Raw genomic sequence first — 16,607 nt, 5'->3', positions numbered from 1 at the left:
AATGGGCGTTAAATCCTAAGGATGGGGTATGAGAGTCGATAAATTTTTAAACAGCGTGAATATCACCAAGCGTCGCGCCATCTCGGAAGATATGTGCAAAAATGGTGTTGTTTGCATCAATGGTGCCGTTGCAAAGCCTGCCAAAGATGTTAAAGTGGGTGATATTATTACGATTAATTATCTTGAAAAAGCAGTGAAATACGAGGTTTTGCAAATTCCTGAAGCCAAAACCATTCCAAAAACAAAACAAAACGAATACGTAAGGGAAGCGTAATGAATTACCAAGAGGCTTATGCACAGTTTAATGCGCTCTTTGAAAATGAACTCAGTTCCGAAGCAGCAGCACAATTTTTAGTCGAACTCTACGAGCGAGGTGAGAGTTTTGAGGAGATCGCAGCCGCAGCCAATGTGATGCGTGAACACAGCGTTAAACTGGATATTCCAGCGCATTTACAAGCAGAACTCATCGACATTGTAGGAACAGGTGGCGATAAAAGCGGAACGTTTAATATCTCCACAACAACTTCCATCGTTTTAGCCTCACTGGGATGTAAAGTCGCCAAACATGGCAGTGGTTCTGCTACTTCACTCTCTGGGAGTGCCGATGTGCTTAAAGCTTTAGGGCTCAACCTTAGTTTAACACCTGAAAAACAGATCAAAATGCTTGAAGAGTGCGGTTTTGTCTTTATGTTTGCGAGGAATCATCATCCCTGCATGAAACACATTATGCCGATTCGAAAAAGCCTCTCACATCGTACGATTTTCAATATGTTGGGACCTCTTGCCAATCCTGCGAGTGCTCAAAAACAGATGATCGGTGTGTTTCATGTGGATTACATTGATCGTTTTAGCAAAGCATTACGAGAGCTTGGAACAACAAAAAGTATGGTGGTAAGCTCTTTAGATGGACTGGATGAAGTGAGCATCACGGCACCAACACGTTACACGATGATTGAAAATAAGATCATCACCAAAGGTGAAATCAACCCAGAAGATTATGGCTTTGCATTAGCGCCACTTGAGGCGATTAAAGGTGGCGATAGTCTTCAAAATGCAGAGATTACCCACTCCATTTTACGTGGTGATGAAAAAGGCGCCAAACGCGATATCGTTCTTTTAAATGGTGCTTGTGCTTTAATAATCGATGGAAAAGCCAGAGATATGCAAGAAGGCATAGCGCTTATGAAAGAAGCCATTGAAAGCAAAAAAGCGTGGGATAAACTGGGCGAAATTATTAAGCTCTCGTATCTCATATGAGCCAACGCTATGAAAAAGTGTGCGATTTAGCACATTTAAATGCGTTTGCCAAAGAGATACGCAATCAGCTTGGAAATGCGAGTGTGCTCCTGTTAAGAGGGAATCTTGCTAGTGGAAAGACCGCTTTTGTCAAAGCATTTGCTCAGGTTTTAGGCATTAAAGACGCGATCTCGTCGCCCACTTTTTCAATTTTACATGAATATGAAAGAAAATTGTTTCACTATGATATTTACCAATGTGGGAGCAACGGTTTTTTGCAAAGTGGTTTGATCGAAAAATTAGACGCAGAAGGTTACCATCTCATCGAGTGGGGTGACGCTGAATTCGAAAAATTACTGCACCATTTTGGGATCGGATACAGTACAATTGATATCGAAACAATAGATTTAAAACGCAATTATAAGGTTCACATCAATGCATACGCTTAACGTTCAAGAATTACAAAAAACGATTAAAAAAACTCAGATTATCAAAGGGGTTTCACTGGATGTGAAAAGTGGCGAAGTCGTAGGACTTTTAGGACCCAATGGTGCGGGTAAAACAACGATGTTTTATATGATCTGTGGGCTTATCCCACCTACGTCTGGAACGGTTTATTTTGACAATCATGATGTGACCAAAATACCTTTACATGTAAGAGCAAAACTGGGCATTGGCTATCTTCCGCAAGAATCAAGTATCTTTAAAGATCTTAGCGTGGAAGAGAACATTATGCTTGCCGCTGAAATTGTCTACCCGAATAAAGAAGATGCGATGAAACGTGTGGAAGAGCTGTTAAATCTGCTCAACATCGAGCCGATTCGCAAACGCAATGGCGTAAGCCTGAGTGGTGGTGAGAGACGTCGTTGTGAAATCGCGCGCTCTTTAGTCTTACAACCCAAATTTCTTCTACTGGATGAGCCTTTCGCAGGAGTCGATCCTATCGCAGTCTCCGATATTCAAGCCATTGTGCAAGAGCTTGCAAAACTAGGCATTGGTGTTTTGATTACCGACCATAATGTCCGTGAAACACTTGCTATTTGCGATAGGGCGTATGTGCTCAAAGATGGTGCACTTTTAGCCAGTGGCAGCAGTGATGAAGTCGCTCAAAACAAACTGGTCAAAACTTACTATCTTGGCGAAGATTTCAGGTTTTAACCCACAAGGAGATTGTTTTTGAAACTGAGGGTTTCGGGTACACAAACCACCAAACAAAAGTTCTCCTCAACACTTCGAGGTTGGCTTCCCATACTCCAAGCCAATCTGGATAGCTTGGTGGAGACACTGGAACCGTTTGTACAAGAAAATCCCTTTATCAGCGTCAAATCAGGCTCTGAAACACCCGATAAACGTTTTGAAAAGAGAAGTTTTTTCTCAGAAATCGCTAAAACATCGGTTTCCGATACCATTGAAGCGCTCACATTAGATAAAAAATCACTCTTTCAAGTCCTCAATGAACAGGTGAATCCTTCCCTTTTTCCTACGGAAAAATCTCAACGTATTGCGTATGAAATTATCGAAAACATCAATTCTGAGGGCTATTTTGAAGTGGAATCCTTGATGGGAATTGCCAAAAAATTGGATGTGAAAGTTGAAGAAGTGGAAAAGATACGGCAACGTTTTGCCTACCTTGAGCCCTTGGGTGTTGGCGCACTTGATGTGAAAGAGACCTTTTTATTTCAGCTTCAAGATCTCTCCTTGGAAAATGAACTCTACGCGATGACCGAAAAGCTCATCATCAATTTTGAAGCTATTGAATCTTTCGGCAAAGAGCCCCTTTTTCATGATGCACTAAATATTATCAAGCGGTTTCGCAATCCTCCTGCCATTGATTTTTTAGAAGATGAAAAAGAGGTGATTCCTGATATTTTTATCTATGATTTAGCAGGGGCGATTGAAGTACGGCTCAATGATGCTTATTATCCCGAAGTGATTCTGGATACCGAAGGCTTAGATGAAAACCATAGTTTTGTCTCTCAAAAAATTAAAGATGCCAAAGATCTTATTGATGCGCTTGAAATGCGCAAAGCAACGCTGTACAAAATCGGGTTAATGATCGTGGAGTATCAGTATGATTTTTTCTTTGGAAAAGCGATTAAACCTATGAAACTCAAAGACCTCGCCGATGATTTGGGGCGCAATCCTTCAACGATTTCGCGCGCTATTGCTGGTAAATACCTCTCATGTTCCCGCGGTGTCATCCCTTTAAAACAGTTTTTTGCCACAGCGGTTGAGGAGGACATCTCTAACAGTGCGATTAAGGAGTATATGATTGAGTTGGTCAAAAATGAGAGCAAATTAAAGCCACTCAGTGATATTAAACTTCTGGAGTTGATTGAGGGAAAATTCAATATCAAAATGGTGCGACGAACGATTACAAAATACCGCCAGCAGTTCAATATCGCCAGCTCATCCGAGCGTAAAAAACTCTACACGCTTAAATTTTAAGCGATTTTAGCATCCAGATGTCTAAAGTGCATTTTGAGCATTTCATAGGCATTTTGAACCTCTTGAAACTTCGCCACATACTTTACATATAAATCTCCATCGTAAAGCCCACAACTGTCCGGATGGTACTTTTTAACCAGCGTTAGATAGTTTTTGCGAATCATCTCAAACGAGTCTTCCACTCGACACCCTAGAATGCCAAAATACTCTTCAAGTAAAGAAAAAAGGGCGCTATGGCGACTTCGCTTGGCGCGTTTGACCACAAAACTTCTTTTGTACGCTAAGAACTCTTCCATCGCATAGGAAAATTCCACAAAGCAACCAAAAAGCTCTTTTTGCTCCAATAGTTTTTCTAAAAGATGTACGGTGACATCAGAGTTGGGATAAAGCGTAATAGTGCCATTTTTGGGGCGAATTCTGACCAAATGGTCTTTAAAATAACTTTTGAGATACGAAGCAAAAAGGGTGTTGTGGGAACCTAGATGAAAGACAACGGCGTAACTGTCTTCGATCACAAGGTTTATACTCATTTTTTGAAGCACTTGATTGGATTTTAAAAGAGAAATTTTAATGGTTTTATCGATGGCATTTTCAATGATCTGTGCCTGTTCCGTATTGCCCGTTTTACGCAGATAGATTTTACCAATCAGTTTTAAAAAATAGCGACGTTGCACTAACTCGTCTTGCTCTTTAAAGATAATCATTTTTTCTTTGCGACCAATCTTTTTCTGAAAATTCTTATCAGCAATATTTTGCAAATAATAAAAAGTTTTTGAATCCTCTTGAATCGTCAGAGCGAGCATATCATGAGAGAGTGAAAGGTGCATCTATCCATCCTTTTGTGTCAAGTTATGAAGCTTAAAGCAAAAAAGATTCCAAGTTTAAACGATTAGACCCAAATGGCATCTTCATTCAAATCTGGATTGCCTTGGAGTATCTGATAAGGCTGATAGGAAGCCTTGTATTTGAGGCTTTGACAATTTTCTACATAGTAGCCAAGATAGATCCAATCTAAATCATACTCTTTGGCTAAAATGATCTGCTCGTAAATGGAAAGTCGTCCTAAAGAGAGTTTTTCATAATCAGGGTCATAATAAAAATAGATTGAAGAAATACCATCATCTAAAAAATCGATGAGATCAACACCGATGAGTTTATCCTCTTGAAAATAGAGCACCTCTTTGCCAAAATTTTGCGCACCACTTACATAGAGTTCATGGTAGCTTTGCGGCTTCAGGTAGTAGTATTGCCAACCACGTTTTGCTTCCATATGGTGATGATATTTGTCATAAAGTTCTAAATGTTCAGTGCTAATCGTAGGAGCTTGAATTACATAGCGAATTCCCTCAGCTTTTTTAAAAGCACGTTTAAACGAGCGCGAAAATTGATAGTTTTTAATATCAATGCGAAGACTCAAACAAGATTTGCAGTTTTGGCATTGTGGACGTGAATAATAATGCCCAAAACGTCTCCACCCTCGTTCAATCAAAGCCTGATTGAGCTCCATGGTCGCATTATCAATGTATTTATACTCCATGCGTGTTTTACACCCATCAAGGTAGGAGCATTTTGTTTCTAATGTGGAAAATTCGATAATACGTGAAAAGGGCGTCGTCATGGGTTAATATAGTTTTCTAACTCCAGAGTTTTGCATAAACTTTTCAAAGTGAACGTGTAATTTCTTCTCTTTTTCCTCTTTTTGCTCGACAATGAGTTGCTCTTTGGTATTTTTTTCTTCTTGATTCATTTTGTCTTTGAGGGATTTGAGATCTTCAAATAGATTGCCTTGCATTGCATGCCTTTACATGTAAAGATAAATAGGGTCAGATTATAGCAAAATTTCATACAAAGAGCCTTAGAAAGAGAGTGATTGTACGTTTTAAAAAAAATTTAAGAAAAAATATAAAAAAAAGGGGGGGGGTGGTACCTGAGGCCGGACTCGAACCGGCATATGTCTCCATACTAGATTTTGAGTCTAGCGCGTCTACCAATTTCACCACTCAGGCACTGTAAATAAGAGTTTGGAAGTGTACAAAAAAAAAGCTTAAACATCAGTAAAACTGAATGTTTAAGCTTTAGAAGCGAGATATTAAGCTTTTGCTACAGCGTCTTTAAGTTTTTTACCAACTTTAAATTTAACAGCTGTTGTTTTTGCAACATCAACGACTCTGTTTGTACCAGGAACTCTAGCTTTTCTAGCAGCTCTTGTAGCAGTACTAAATGTACCAAAACCGATAAAGCTTACATCTTTGCCAGCAACTAGTGCTTCGCTGATTGCCTCTAAAGCTGCATCGACAGCTTTTTGACTATCTTTCTTAGAAAGACCTGCTTTCTCAGAGACTGCTTGGATAAATTCCGCTTTTTTCATTGCCCATTCCTTAATATAAAGTGTTGTAATGTGAGGATTGTACAATTTTTTTAAAAAAAAGACAATAATATTTTTTAAAAAGTTAAAGAATAGTGCCAAAAAGTCGATATTTTGCTCAAGGAATCAAAATTGCTTGTATGTTGATACAAAGAAAATGGATGGAGAATATCATGAGAATCACAAATAACCTTTTGTACACTAGTTCGATTCGTAACTATCGAACAGCCAGTGAAAAGCTTTATAATGTTAACCAACAGTTAGGAACAGGGCTAAAGATACAGAACAGTTATGAAGACACAGGTATATATGTTGATACGATGCGTTTAAATTCTCAACTCAGCTCGCTATCTCAAACAACTGAAAGTAGCTCTAAGGCAAGTTCATTTGCGAAAAATACGGACTCAACTCTCAGTGATATGACTGAACAACTTGAAAATTTTAAAACACTTCTTACCCAAGCGTCCAATGCTTCTAATTCTACAACAAGTTTAGAAGCAATTGCTTTGGAACTTGAAACCATTCGAAATCAGATCAAAAATTTAGCGAATACCTCCATTAATGGACAGTATCTTTTCTCCGGGTCAGCACTGAATACACAACCTATTAGTAGTGATGGTTCGTATAATGGTAATGGAGCGAGTTTAACTGCTGTTGTTGGTTCAGGATTGTCTCTTGCTTACAATATTGATGGACAATCACTTTTTTTAGGTTCAGATAGTGACTATACAAAAACAATTTCTACCAATGTATCGATGTACAATCAGTCGTCTTTGCATCCTGATATTATGTCGACCAGTGGAACGAATAGTACGTCCACAGAAGAGTATTTGACTGAAGATGACACAATACGCGATATGGTCGGTGATACAGACAGTGATGCCACGAATGATCCCAATACTGTTTTTTATCTTTCAGGTCGAGATACCGGCGGTGAAACGTTTACGACTAAATTGACAATAAGCCCTTCCTCTTCTATTTCCGATCTTTTAGAGAGTATTGGTAACGCTTATGGCAACACATCAACGAATAAACTTGTTGATGTTAGTATGAATGCCCGTGGGCAAATAGAAGTCACTGATCTATCCAGTGGAAATAATGTAATCGAGATGAATCTTTTTGCTGCGGTGGATCGAGATGCTGCTTCTGGAACCTCAGGTAATGCTGATCAAAACAGCGTTGAAGACCTTGTTGCGCAGGGAAATGTTGATATTATTGAGTTCAATGCAAGTAACTATACAACCACCAATTCAGCTTCAACAATAGCGTCACGTGCGGATACTTACGAATCAGATATTTATTATATTGGGTATCCTCTTGAAGACAGCAGTGGCAATACTGCAAAAGCAACAACGCTTTTAAGTGATATGATGCCTTCCAATGTTGATAGTATTGTAGTGGGCGCGACAACATTAGCGATCACAGCAACGACAACGGTTCAAGATTTATTGGATGTTGTTGCAACGGAAACAGGCGGAACGGCACGCATCGAAAATGGACAAATGATTGTTGAGAGTACTGCTACCGTGAGTATTCAGCTTACGGCACAAGATGCTACGACAACTGCTACGGCTGGTTTTAGTATTCCAGATGCTGCCAATTATACGGTACGTGGTTTTGAAAAAGATGGCAATACTCTGACGGGAAATGTTTCTCAAGTGGTCATTGCAACGGATGAATATGCGACAGCAACGACAAAATTAAGTGAGGTTGCTGGAGAGGACTTAAATGGCAAAGCATTAACGGTAGCGTATACCGATAAAAGTGGTGCAAGCTATACCGCAACTATCAATTTAAGCAATGCCGGAAGTACGGTTGCGGTAGATCTTAATGGCGATGGCGATACTACAGATGCGGATGAAAACTTTACTATTTTTGATAGTCAAGGTAATACGACTGCCGCAAATGATGTAACGTATCAGCAATTAACGGATGTGATGAGCATGCTTACATCTGGCACGCTTCCAACCGATGGTGTCCCAGCTTCCAGTACCGATTTTGAAGAGTACAATTATGCACTTAAAACAGCCGCTAGTAGCGTTTCTGCTAGTATTGATGATGAAGGAAAATTATCAATCGTAGATCGGACTGCGTCGGAGTCTAAAATTCAGTTTAGTATGTATGATAGTGATACAGGAGATTACAGTGGAACAACCAGTACAGCACTCTCTTTTATGGCAAACGACTCTGTAACGACAGCAAGCCCTACAATTGATCTTTTCGACCAATTAGATGAAATGATTGAGGCTGTTCGTTCAGGCACATTCCGTATGGATTCAGAATCAGACGATCCTCGTAACATAGGTATGCAAAATGCCTTAGCGGTTATTGATCATATTGCAGATCACGTTGAAAAGGCACATACTAAAATTGGTGCTCTCTCCAATGCCCTCACAAGTGCCAATGCAACAGCTACAACTCTGACAACCAGTATTACAACGATTCAAACCGATATTGTGGGTGTCGATTTAACAGAAGCTTACTTAGAATACACCTCTATTTCGACCTCGTATCAAACGATGTTATCAACGATTTCTAAGGTTATGTCGATGTCGCTAGCCAATTACATGTAATAATTTGTTATAATACCTACACTTATTACATGTAAAGGATCTGCTATCTTTAAAGAGACTCTTTTTATTATTTTCATTGCTATTGCACTTTTCTTGGGCGTAGCAACCATTTTACCCGATGCTTCCGTTGTGGGGAAATTTGGTGCATTTCTTGGAAAATCCAATCAACATGCCTTTGGCTATGCGGCTTTTATCTATCCGTTTGTATTGATCTTTCCCGCTTTTACACTCTACAAAGAGAGTAGACTCACAGAGCGACGTATTGGAGTGTTTTTAGCTTCAACCATTGTGTTGTTTGCTTTTTTAATGGCTCAGTCTGTAATTGTCAAGAGTGAATTGAGTGGCTCTTTTGGGCGTGCGATTGTTGATATGTTGATTGCTTCTATTGGGATTATGGGTGTGTGGCTTTTTATTGTTGCCATTTTTCTTCTCTCAATGACCCTGCTGGTTGAATCCAGTATCAGTGATTTTCTGACGATTATGAAGCCGACCTTCACCAAAACAAAAATTAAAGAGTACCAAGCAGAAGAAGAGCCAAGCGTTGAGACGAAAAAGAGTAAAGTTACGAAAAAGCAAGACGCGTCGTTTGAGGAAAAAGTAACATTAGACGATGATACGCCTGATGAAAACCCCGCTATTATAGCGCCACTGTATCCTGAAAACGAAGAGCCCAAACAGCCACTGGTTCGTCTTAAAAGTGCCAAAAAAGTTGAGATTCTCAGTGAAGTAGCCGAAAACACCAAGTTACTTTCTCAAATCGATCAAGGCGAATGCGACAAACCTAAAGATTTTAAACTGCCACCGCTCTCCTTTTTAGCCAATCCTCCTAGCAAGGTGGTTCATGTCAACGAGAGTGAAATCGATCAAAAAATTCAAGATTTGCTTGAAAAACTGAGACGCTTTAAAATTGAAGGTGATGTGGTGCGTACTTACTCTGGACCTGTTGTTACCACATTTGAGTTTAAACCGGCCCCGCATGTCAAAGTCTCACGTATCTTAACACTTCAAGATGACCTTGCGATGGCATTAAAAGCAAAGACGATTCGTATTCAAGCTCCAATTCCAGGTAAAGATGTTGTCGGTATTGAAGTACCCAATCAAAAAATAGAGACCATTTATCTCAAAGAGATTTTAGAGAGTGATATTTTTAAAAAATCTTCTTCACCTTTAACCATTGCACTGGGCAAAGACATTGTGGGTAATGCGTTTGTAACAGATTTGAAAAAATTGCCTCATTTACTCGTTGCTGGAACAACAGGTAGTGGTAAAAGTGTGGGCATTAATGCGATGTTGCTTTCCCTTTTGTACCGTAATTCCCCTGATACTTTACGCTTTTTGATGATTGATCCTAAGATGTTGGAATTTTCGATTTACAATGACATCCCGCATCTTTTAACACCGGTGATTACCAAACCTAAACAGGCGATTGTGGCACTGGCGAATATGGTGAGTGAGATGGAGCGACGCTATCAGATGATGAGTCGTTCAAAGACTAAAAATATTGAAAATTACAATGAAAAAGCAAAAGCAATTGGTGTAGAGCCATTGCCGTATATTGTCATTATTATTGATGAATTAGCGGATCTTATGATGACGAGTGGTAAAGATGTTGAATTTTATATTGCACGACTTGCTCAAATGGCAAGGGCAAGTGGAATTCATATCATCGTAGCGACACAAAGACCATCAGTGGATGTTGTCACGGGACTTATTAAGGCAAACTTACCTTCGCGTATTAGTTTTAAAGTAGGGCAGAAAATTGACTCAAAAGTCATTTTAGATGCGATGGGGGCAGATTCTTTGCTTGGAAATGGCGATATGCTTTTTACTCCTCCAGGCACTTCTGGGCTCATTCGTTTGCATGCTCCTTACACCTCAGAAGATGAGATTGACAAGGTGGTTGAATACCTCAAGAAACAGCGCCCCGTCGTATACGATGAGAGTTTTCTTAAAGAGAGTGAAGAGGGCTTCTCAGGCTCTTCTAGCAGCAAAGAGAGTGGTGAGTTAGATGAGCTTTTTGATGATGCAAAAGCGATTGTCCTTAATGAAAGAAAGAGCTCAATTTCTTATATTCAAAGAAGATTGAATATTGGCTATAATAGGGCAGCGACGATTGTCGAGCAACTGGAGGCTATGGGAATACTCTCTTCTCAAAACGCTAAAGGGCAGCGTGAGATCATCGTAAACTAACCAAATCGTAAGGAGTCAGTCACAATGAGTTTTTTCCAAGCGTATGAAGCAGAAGTGAATGAAAGAGCAAAGTTAGGGGTTCCTCCTTTACCTCTTGATGCTAAAAAGACAGCCGAGGTTGTTGAACTTTTAAAAAAAGAAGAGGGTGACCAAGCTTTTTTAAGAGATCTATTGGCGAACCGTGTTCCTCCTGGCGTTGATGAAGCAGCGTATGTTAAAGCGGCTTTTTTGAATGATGTGGCTCAAAAAAAGGTTACATGTAAAGCGATTTCTCCTGTTTATGCCATCGAATTATTGGGTACCATGTTTGGTGGGTACAATGTTCAACCTCTCGTTGATGCCCTGAGTTCAAAGGACGATGCCGTAGCGCGTGCCGCCTGTAATGCACTTAAGCATACTGTACTCGTTTATGGCTCCTTTAACGATATTGAAGAACTCTGCAAAACGAACGCTTATGCGAAAGAAGTGATGACCTCGTGGGCAAATGCAGAGTGGTTTACCAACAAACCCTCCCTTGCTGAAAACATCACGGTGGCTGTTTTAAAAGTAGCCGGTGAAACCAATACCGATGATCTCAGTCCTGCCAGTGAAGCGTTTACCAGAAGTGACATTCCTCTTCATGCCAATGCGATGTTGGTTAAAAGACTTCCAGGCTCCATCGAAAAGATTAAAGAGCTCATCGCAAAAGGCTATGAGGTCGCTTATGTCGGTGATGTTGTAGGCACAGGAAGCAGTCGAAAGTCAGGCATTAACTCGATTCAATGGTTTATGGGACGTGAAATCCCCAATGTTCCCAATAAAAAAACAGGTGGTTTGATTTTAGGCTCAACGATTGCACCTATTTTCTTTAATACTGCCGAAGATAGCGGTGCATTGCCAATCGAAGTTAACGTAGAAGGCTTGGAAACGGGCGATTTGATTGATATTTATCCTCTTGAGGGGAAAATTGAAAAAAATGGCACAGTGGTTGCAACGTTTAAACTCTCTCCCAATACCTTAGCGGATGAATACCGTGCTGGTGGACGCATTCCGCTTATCATTGGTCGTGGCCTTACGACAAAAGCACGAGCGAGCCTTGGCATGGGTGCTGAAACTATCTTTGCCAAACCAGAACAACCTGAAGAGCAAAAAGGTGTTGGCTATACATTGGCTCAAAAAATGGTTGGACGAGCATGTGGCGTAGAAGGTGTTCGAGCAGGTATGTATGTAGAACCGCATACCCTAACGGTTGGTAGTCAAGATACCACAGGACCGATGACCAGAGATGAGATCAAAGAGCTTGCAGCACTTGGCTTTAGTGCCGATCTTGTGATGCAAAGTTTTTGCCACACGGCGGCTTACCCTAAACCCAGTGACGTCAAACTTCACCATACGCTTCCAGCCTTTATCACATCACGTTCAGGTGTGAGTCTCAACGCAGGCGATGGTGTTATCCACTCATGGTTGAACCGTATGGTGCTTCCAGACACCGTAGGAACGGGCGGAGACAGTCATACACGTTTCCCGATTGGTATCTCATTCCCTGCTGGTTCTGGTCTTGTTGCCTTTGCTGCTGTGACAGGAAGTATGCCGCTTAATATGCCTGAATCGGTTTTGGTGCGTTTTAAAGGTGAAATGCAACCGGGTATCACGCTTCGTGATCTTGTGAATGCCATTCCCTACTATGCGATCAAAAAAGGGCTTTTAACCGTTCCTAAGAAAAATAAAAAGAACATTTTTGCAGGAAAAATCCTTGAAATTGAAGGACTTCCAAAACTCAAAGTCGAGCAAGCGTTTGAACTCAGTGACGCTTCAGCAGAGCGAAGCGCCGCAGCATGTGCCTTAGCGCTTGATGTTGAACCTATCGTTGAGTATCTCAAATCCAATATTACACTCCTTGAAGCGATGGTCAAAGCAGGTTATGCGGATGCCAAAACATTGCAACGAAGAGCCGATAAAATGAAAGCGTGGATAGCTGATCCTAAGCTTTTAAAAGCGGATGCGAATGCACAGTATGCCGAAGTCATTGAAATTGATCTTGCTGAGATCAAAGAACCCATTTTGGCATGTCCGAATGATCCAGATGATGTCGCAACGCTGAGCGAAGTACTCGCTGATGAGAATCGTCCTAAGAAAATCGATGAAGTTTTTGTAGGAAGCTGTATGACGAACATTGGTCATTACCGTGCGCTTGGTGAAGTATTACAAGGCGAGGGCAAAGTGCCAACTACACTGTGGATCGCACCTCCTACAAAAATGGACAAAGATCAACTTACCAACGAAGGGTATTATTCCATCTTTGGAACATCAGGAGCGCGTATTGAAATTCCTGGATGTTCGTTGTGTATGGGTAACCAAGCCAATGTGAAAGAGGGTGCGGTTGTGTTTTCCACATCAACTCGTAACTTTGATAACCGTATGGGGCCTAACTCTAAAGTTTACCTTGGGAGCGCTGAGTTAGCGGCACTTTGCGCACTCTTAGGACGCCTTCCAAGCGTAGAAGAGTATATGAGTTTAGTGCCTAAAAAGCTTGCAGGTAAGACAGATAAAGTCTATAAATACCTCAATTTTAACCTCATAGAAGATTACGAACTCGCGAACTAATAGAGTTCTTCAAAGAACTCTTGACACGTTTTTAAAGCAAAGCTTTAAAAACTACGTTAACACTGGGTAAACTTGGGCAGTAGGCCCACGCACCTTTGGTGCTTTACTTCTTTTATAAGAAGCATAAAACCTACAAAAGCCACTCGTTTTGGGTGGCTTTTACTTTTACATGTAAGGATATTTTTGATTATCACTAAAAACTGCCTTGTAACCCTTGACTACACTGTTTTTGACACGGAAAATAACCTTTTGGACAGTGGCGTTACACCGCTTGTTTATCTGCATGGAGGGTACGGCGATGTTTTTGAAAAAATCGAAAAAACACTTGAGGGCAAAAGTGTGGGAGAGAGTATTCATATTCAACTCTCACCCAAAGAGGCATTTGGCGAGTACAAGCAAGAGTTTGTTTTAATTGAAGAGCGTACGATGTTTGAAGAGGATTTGGAAGTTGGGCAAAATGTTGAAATGGTTTTTAGCGAAGATGACGAGAGCGAGATCATGTTAACGTACGCGGTGGTTGAAATCCTCGAAGATCGCGTTATTTTAGATGCCAACCACCCTCTCTCAGGGCTTAGCATCGTCTTTGATGGCACCGTTATTGGAGTGCGTGACGCGACCAGTGATGAGATCGAAAAAAGACTCCTCGGGCATGAAGAGTCTTTAGTTGCACACCAAGACTAAATCAATTTTGCTTCCAACGCTTCGACCACTTGGTGCATTTTGTACAGTGAATCAGGATTGAGAGAGATCGAATTGATCCCATTTTTGACCAGAAACTCTGTAATTTCAGGGTAATCAGAAGGCGCTTGTCCGCAAATACCGATGTATTTACCGTGTGTCTTACACGCTTCGATTGCCATTTTTAGCATTTCTGTCACCGCAGGATTACGCTCATCGAAAATATGTGCGATCATCCCACTCTCTCTGTCTACCCCTAAAACAAGCTGTGTCAGATCATTCGAACCAATTGAATAGCCATCAAAAATCTTCAAAAATTCATCGGCGATGATCACATTGGCTGGTATCTCACACATGGCGTAAATTTTAAGCCCATTTTTCCCTTGCACCAAACCTTGCGCGTTCATAATAGCAATGACTTTAGCGCCTTCTTCGGGTGTTCTCACAAACGGAAGCATGATGATCACATTGGTGAGTCCCATATCATCTCGTACGCGTTTGAGCGCTTCACACTCCCATGCGTATGCCTCTTTATAACTTTCATCGTAATAGCGACTTGCTCCACGAAAACCTATCATAGGGTTTTCTTCGACTGCTTCGTAAGCAAGACCTCCTAGCATATTGCGGTATTCATTGCTTTTAAAATCACTCGTGCGAATGATGACAGGTTTGGGGTAAAATGCCGCGGCGATCATGCCCACACCTTCGCTAATTTTCTGCAAGAAAAACTCTTTAGCATCGCAGCAAGGAGCCATAAACGCTTTGATCGCCTCTTCATCTTTGACCTTATTTCCTTTGTGCAGATTCACCAGTGCCATCGGGTGGGCATTAATAGAATGCGTCATAATAAACTCCATGCGAGCCAGTCCGACGCCATCATTGGGCATTTTGGCAAGATTGAATGCTTCGGCTGGATTGCCCACATTCATCATGAGTTTTGTCTTTGTCTCTTTGAGGGAACTTAGGTCCATCGTTTTACATGTAAAGGCAATTTCACCTTCATAGATGTAGCCTTCATCACCCTGTGCACAGCTGACGGTGACCTTTTGAGCGTTACTCAGCACTTCAGTGGCATCGCCACATCCTACGACCGCAGGTACACCGATTTCACGTGCAACGATAGCGGCATGACAGGTTCGGCTGCCTCGGTTGGTGATGAGTGCAGAAGCTTTTTTCATGATAGGTTCCCAGTCAGGGTTGGTTGTATCGGCAACCAAAACATCGCCCTCGTTAAAGCGAGCAAATTCGGAGGTATTGTGGATAATGTTGACTTTCCCACTACCTATTTTATCGCCCACAGCGCGACCTGAGGTGAGAAGCTTTGCCTCTTTAGTGCTATCGAGTGTATATTTTTCGATGGAAATATGGTTTTGAAGCTTGCTTTGTACGGTTTCAGGACGCGCTTGAACGATGTAGAGTTTGCCATCCAAGCCATCTTTTGCCCACTCAATGTCCATCGGACGTTTATAATACTCCTCAATAATGAGTGCATGACGCGCTAATTGTAGCACTTCGCTCTCAGTGATACAGAAGCTATTTTGCTCCTCTTGTATTGTAGGCACATTGATCGTATGGGTTTCTTCGCTGTAGAGCATCTTCTCTTTTTTACTCCCCAAAGAGCGCTTTAAAATGGTATGGTGTCCTTGTTTAAGGGTGGGTTTAAAAACAAAAAATTCATCGGCATTGACTTTGCCACTGACCACATTTTCACCCAATCCCCAAATGGCATTGATCAAGATGATATTTTCGGAACCACTCTCAGTGTCAATGCTAAACATAACGCCACTGCTGGCTTTGTCGCTGCGTACCATTTTTTGAACACCCACAGAAAGTGCAACGCTCAGATGATCAAACCCCCGACTGCTACGGTAACTAATGGCACGATCTGTAAACAAAGAAGCATAGCACTGCTTCACGCTGTGCAAAAGTTTTTCAGGAGTATGAATGTTTAAGAAAGTCTCTTGTTGTCCTGCAAAGCTGGCATCAGGAAGATCTTCCGCCGTGCCAGAGGAGCGTACAGCCACATCGATATGTTCTGCACCATACTCTTGCGAGAGCATATGATAAGCACTTTGTATCTCTTTAAGGAGTGGCTCAGGAAGTGTAGCATTTAAAATAAGCTCACGAATGGCATGACCACACGTTTGTAGCGCAAGCGTATCGGTGCAATCAAGATTTTTTAACGCTTCTTGGATCTTTGCATCAATGCCATTTTCGTTTAGTAACAGACAATAGGCATCGCTCGTGGTCGCAAAACCATTGGGGACATGAATGCCTTTGGTCGATAATTTTTGGTACATCTCACCAAGATTGGCATTTTTACCACCCACAAGGGCAATATCACTGAGGTGAAGTTCATTGAAGAATCGAATATAACGCATTGTAACCTCCCGTATGAAAAGTTACTTCTATAGTAGCACAAAACAGAATCAAGATCGCTATAAAAAGAAGATTATATGTAAAGCAAAATGCGTTATTTTTGCTTCAATCAGCTCTTCATACAGACTACCGTCGTACCCAATAAAATAAAACGA

The 16,607-nt window shown here is 41.1% G+C and carries 14 protein-coding genes and 1 tRNA gene; 9 read left to right on the top strand and 6 right to left on the bottom strand.

The features are described 5' to 3' along the window. Window positions 1–28 precede the first annotated feature (28 nt). From JU57_RS00420 to JU57_RS00400, 5 genes are read left to right on the top strand one after another with little or no spacing between them, the layout of a single operon-like run. Entirely contained in the window at window positions 29–274 is a 246-nt protein-coding gene (locus tag JU57_RS00420; protein ID WP_037955489.1) for an RNA-binding S4 domain-containing protein, read from the top strand. Beyond that, window positions 274–1,257: an anthranilate phosphoribosyltransferase gene (trpD, locus tag JU57_RS00415; RefSeq protein ID WP_037955486.1), complete on the top strand. Its 984-nt coding sequence runs from the start codon at window positions 274–276 to the stop codon at window positions 1,255–1,257. Before JU57_RS00420 ends, trpD begins: the two co-directional genes overlap by 1 nt. Continuing rightward, window positions 1,254–1,685 carry a tRNA (adenosine(37)-N6)-threonylcarbamoyltransferase complex ATPase subunit type 1 TsaE gene (gene tsaE, locus JU57_RS00410; protein ID WP_051906409.1) on the top strand — a complete coding sequence of 144 codons (432 nt, stop codon included), beginning with the start codon at window positions 1,254–1,256 and terminating at the stop codon, window positions 1,683–1,685. The genes trpD and tsaE overlap by 4 nt, the downstream gene beginning before the upstream one ends. Further along, window positions 1,672–2,394, top strand: a complete 723-nt coding sequence (gene lptB / locus JU57_RS00405; protein ID WP_037955484.1) for an LPS export ABC transporter ATP-binding protein — start codon at window positions 1,672–1,674, stop codon at window positions 2,392–2,394. Before tsaE ends, lptB begins: the two co-directional genes overlap by 14 nt. Window positions 2,395–2,412: 18 nt before the next feature. Continuing rightward, a complete protein-coding gene (locus tag JU57_RS00400) occupies window positions 2,413–3,684 on the top strand; it encodes an RNA polymerase factor sigma-54 (RefSeq protein ID WP_294874866.1) in 1,272 nt (423 codons plus the stop codon). On the opposite strand, the gene JU57_RS00395 is transcribed toward JU57_RS00400, so the two are convergent. The 5 genes from JU57_RS00395 to JU57_RS00380 all read right to left on the bottom strand — a co-directional run bounded on the left by JU57_RS00395 (window position 3,681) and on the right by JU57_RS00380 (window position 6,052). Continuing rightward, window positions 3,681–4,511, bottom strand: coding sequence for an adenylosuccinate lyase (locus tag JU57_RS00395; protein WP_037955482.1), 831 nt, complete (start codon window positions 4,509–4,511; stop codon window positions 3,681–3,683). The genes JU57_RS00400 and JU57_RS00395 overlap by 4 nt on opposite strands. A 62-nt stretch (window positions 4,512–4,573) precedes the next feature. Beyond that, complete coding sequence (locus tag JU57_RS00390) at window positions 4,574–5,302, bottom strand: arginyltransferase (RefSeq protein ID WP_037955480.1); 729 nt, start codon at window positions 5,300–5,302, stop codon at window positions 4,574–4,576. 3 nt (window positions 5,303–5,305) lie between these two features. Then, entirely contained in the window at window positions 5,306–5,476 is a 171-nt protein-coding gene (locus tag JU57_RS13900; RefSeq protein ID WP_294874861.1) for a hypothetical protein, read from the bottom strand. A gap of 129 nt (window positions 5,477–5,605) precedes the next feature. Next, window positions 5,606–5,690: transfer RNA gene (locus tag JU57_RS00385), tRNA-Leu, on the bottom strand. 83 nt (window positions 5,691–5,773) lie between these two features. Further along, window positions 5,774–6,052, bottom strand: a complete 279-nt coding sequence (locus tag JU57_RS00380; RefSeq protein WP_037955478.1) for an HU family DNA-binding protein — start codon at window positions 6,050–6,052, stop codon at window positions 5,774–5,776. A gap of 137 nt (window positions 6,053–6,189) precedes the next feature. Here JU57_RS00380 and flgL point away from each other — a divergent pair, with 137 nt between their 5' ends. From flgL to JU57_RS00360, 4 genes are all read left to right on the top strand, one after another. Next, a complete protein-coding gene (gene flgL, locus JU57_RS00375) occupies window positions 6,190–8,622 on the top strand; it encodes a flagellar hook-associated protein FlgL (RefSeq protein ID WP_349678028.1) in 2,433 nt (810 codons plus the stop codon). Between the two features lie 93 nt (window positions 8,623–8,715). Further along, window positions 8,716–10,812, top strand: coding sequence for a DNA translocase FtsK (locus tag JU57_RS00370; RefSeq protein WP_037955476.1), 2,097 nt, complete (start codon window positions 8,716–8,718; stop codon window positions 10,810–10,812). A 24-nt stretch (window positions 10,813–10,836) separates the two neighbouring features. Continuing rightward, the gene (gene acnB, locus JU57_RS00365; protein ID WP_037955472.1) at window positions 10,837–13,395 is read left to right on the top strand and encodes a bifunctional aconitate hydratase 2/2-methylisocitrate dehydratase; all 2,559 of its coding nucleotides are present in this window, start codon (window positions 10,837–10,839) and stop codon (window positions 13,393–13,395) included. 183 nt (window positions 13,396–13,578) lie between these two features. Then, complete coding sequence (locus JU57_RS00360; RefSeq protein WP_037955469.1) at window positions 13,579–14,076, top strand: peptidylprolyl isomerase; 498 nt, start codon at window positions 13,579–13,581, stop codon at window positions 14,074–14,076. Here the strand turns inward: JU57_RS00360 and ppsA are convergent. Continuing rightward, window positions 14,073–16,454, bottom strand: coding sequence for a phosphoenolpyruvate synthase (gene ppsA / locus JU57_RS00355; protein WP_037955467.1), 2,382 nt, complete (start codon window positions 16,452–16,454; stop codon window positions 14,073–14,075). The genes JU57_RS00360 and ppsA overlap by 4 nt on opposite strands. Between the last annotated feature and the right edge of the window lie 153 nt (window positions 16,455–16,607).

The organism is Sulfurospirillum sp. SCADC (assembly GCF_000743525.1).
In the GTDB taxonomy this organism is placed as follows: Bacteria; Campylobacterota; Campylobacteria; order Campylobacterales; family Sulfurospirillaceae; genus Sulfurospirillum.
This window is presented reverse-complemented; position numbering and strand designations above follow the sequence as displayed.

Excerpts from the sequence above, each read along its gene's own strand:
- JU57_RS00420 (WP_037955489.1), top strand. The coding sequence starts at position 29 with ATGAGAGTCGATAAATTTTTAAACAGCGTGAATATCACCAAGCGTCGC.
- trpD (WP_037955486.1), top strand. The coding sequence starts at position 274 with ATGAATTACCAAGAGGCTTATGCACAGTTTAATGCGCTCTTTGAAAAT.
- tsaE (WP_051906409.1), top strand. The coding sequence starts at position 1,254 with ATGAGCCAACGCTATGAAAAAGTGTGCGATTTAGCACATTTAAATGCG.
- lptB (WP_037955484.1), top strand. The coding sequence starts at position 1,672 with ATGCATACGCTTAACGTTCAAGAATTACAAAAAACGATTAAAAAAACT.
- JU57_RS00395 (WP_037955482.1), bottom strand. The coding sequence starts at position 4,511 with ATGCACCTTTCACTCTCTCATGATATGCTCGCTCTGACGATTCAAGAG.
- JU57_RS00390 (WP_037955480.1), bottom strand. The coding sequence starts at position 5,302 with ATGACGACGCCCTTTTCACGTATTATCGAATTTTCCACATTAGAAACA.
- JU57_RS13900 (WP_294874861.1), bottom strand. The coding sequence starts at position 5,476 with ATGCAAGGCAATCTATTTGAAGATCTCAAATCCCTCAAAGACAAAATG.
- JU57_RS00380 (WP_037955478.1), bottom strand. The coding sequence starts at position 6,052 with ATGAAAAAAGCGGAATTTATCCAAGCAGTCTCTGAGAAAGCAGGTCTT.
- flgL (WP_349678028.1), top strand. The coding sequence starts at position 6,190 with ATGTTGATACAAAGAAAATGGATGGAGAATATCATGAGAATCACAAAT.
- acnB (WP_037955472.1), top strand. The coding sequence starts at position 10,837 with ATGAGTTTTTTCCAAGCGTATGAAGCAGAAGTGAATGAAAGAGCAAAG.
- ppsA (WP_037955467.1), bottom strand. The coding sequence starts at position 16,454 with ATGCGTTATATTCGATTCTTCAATGAACTTCACCTCAGTGATATTGCC.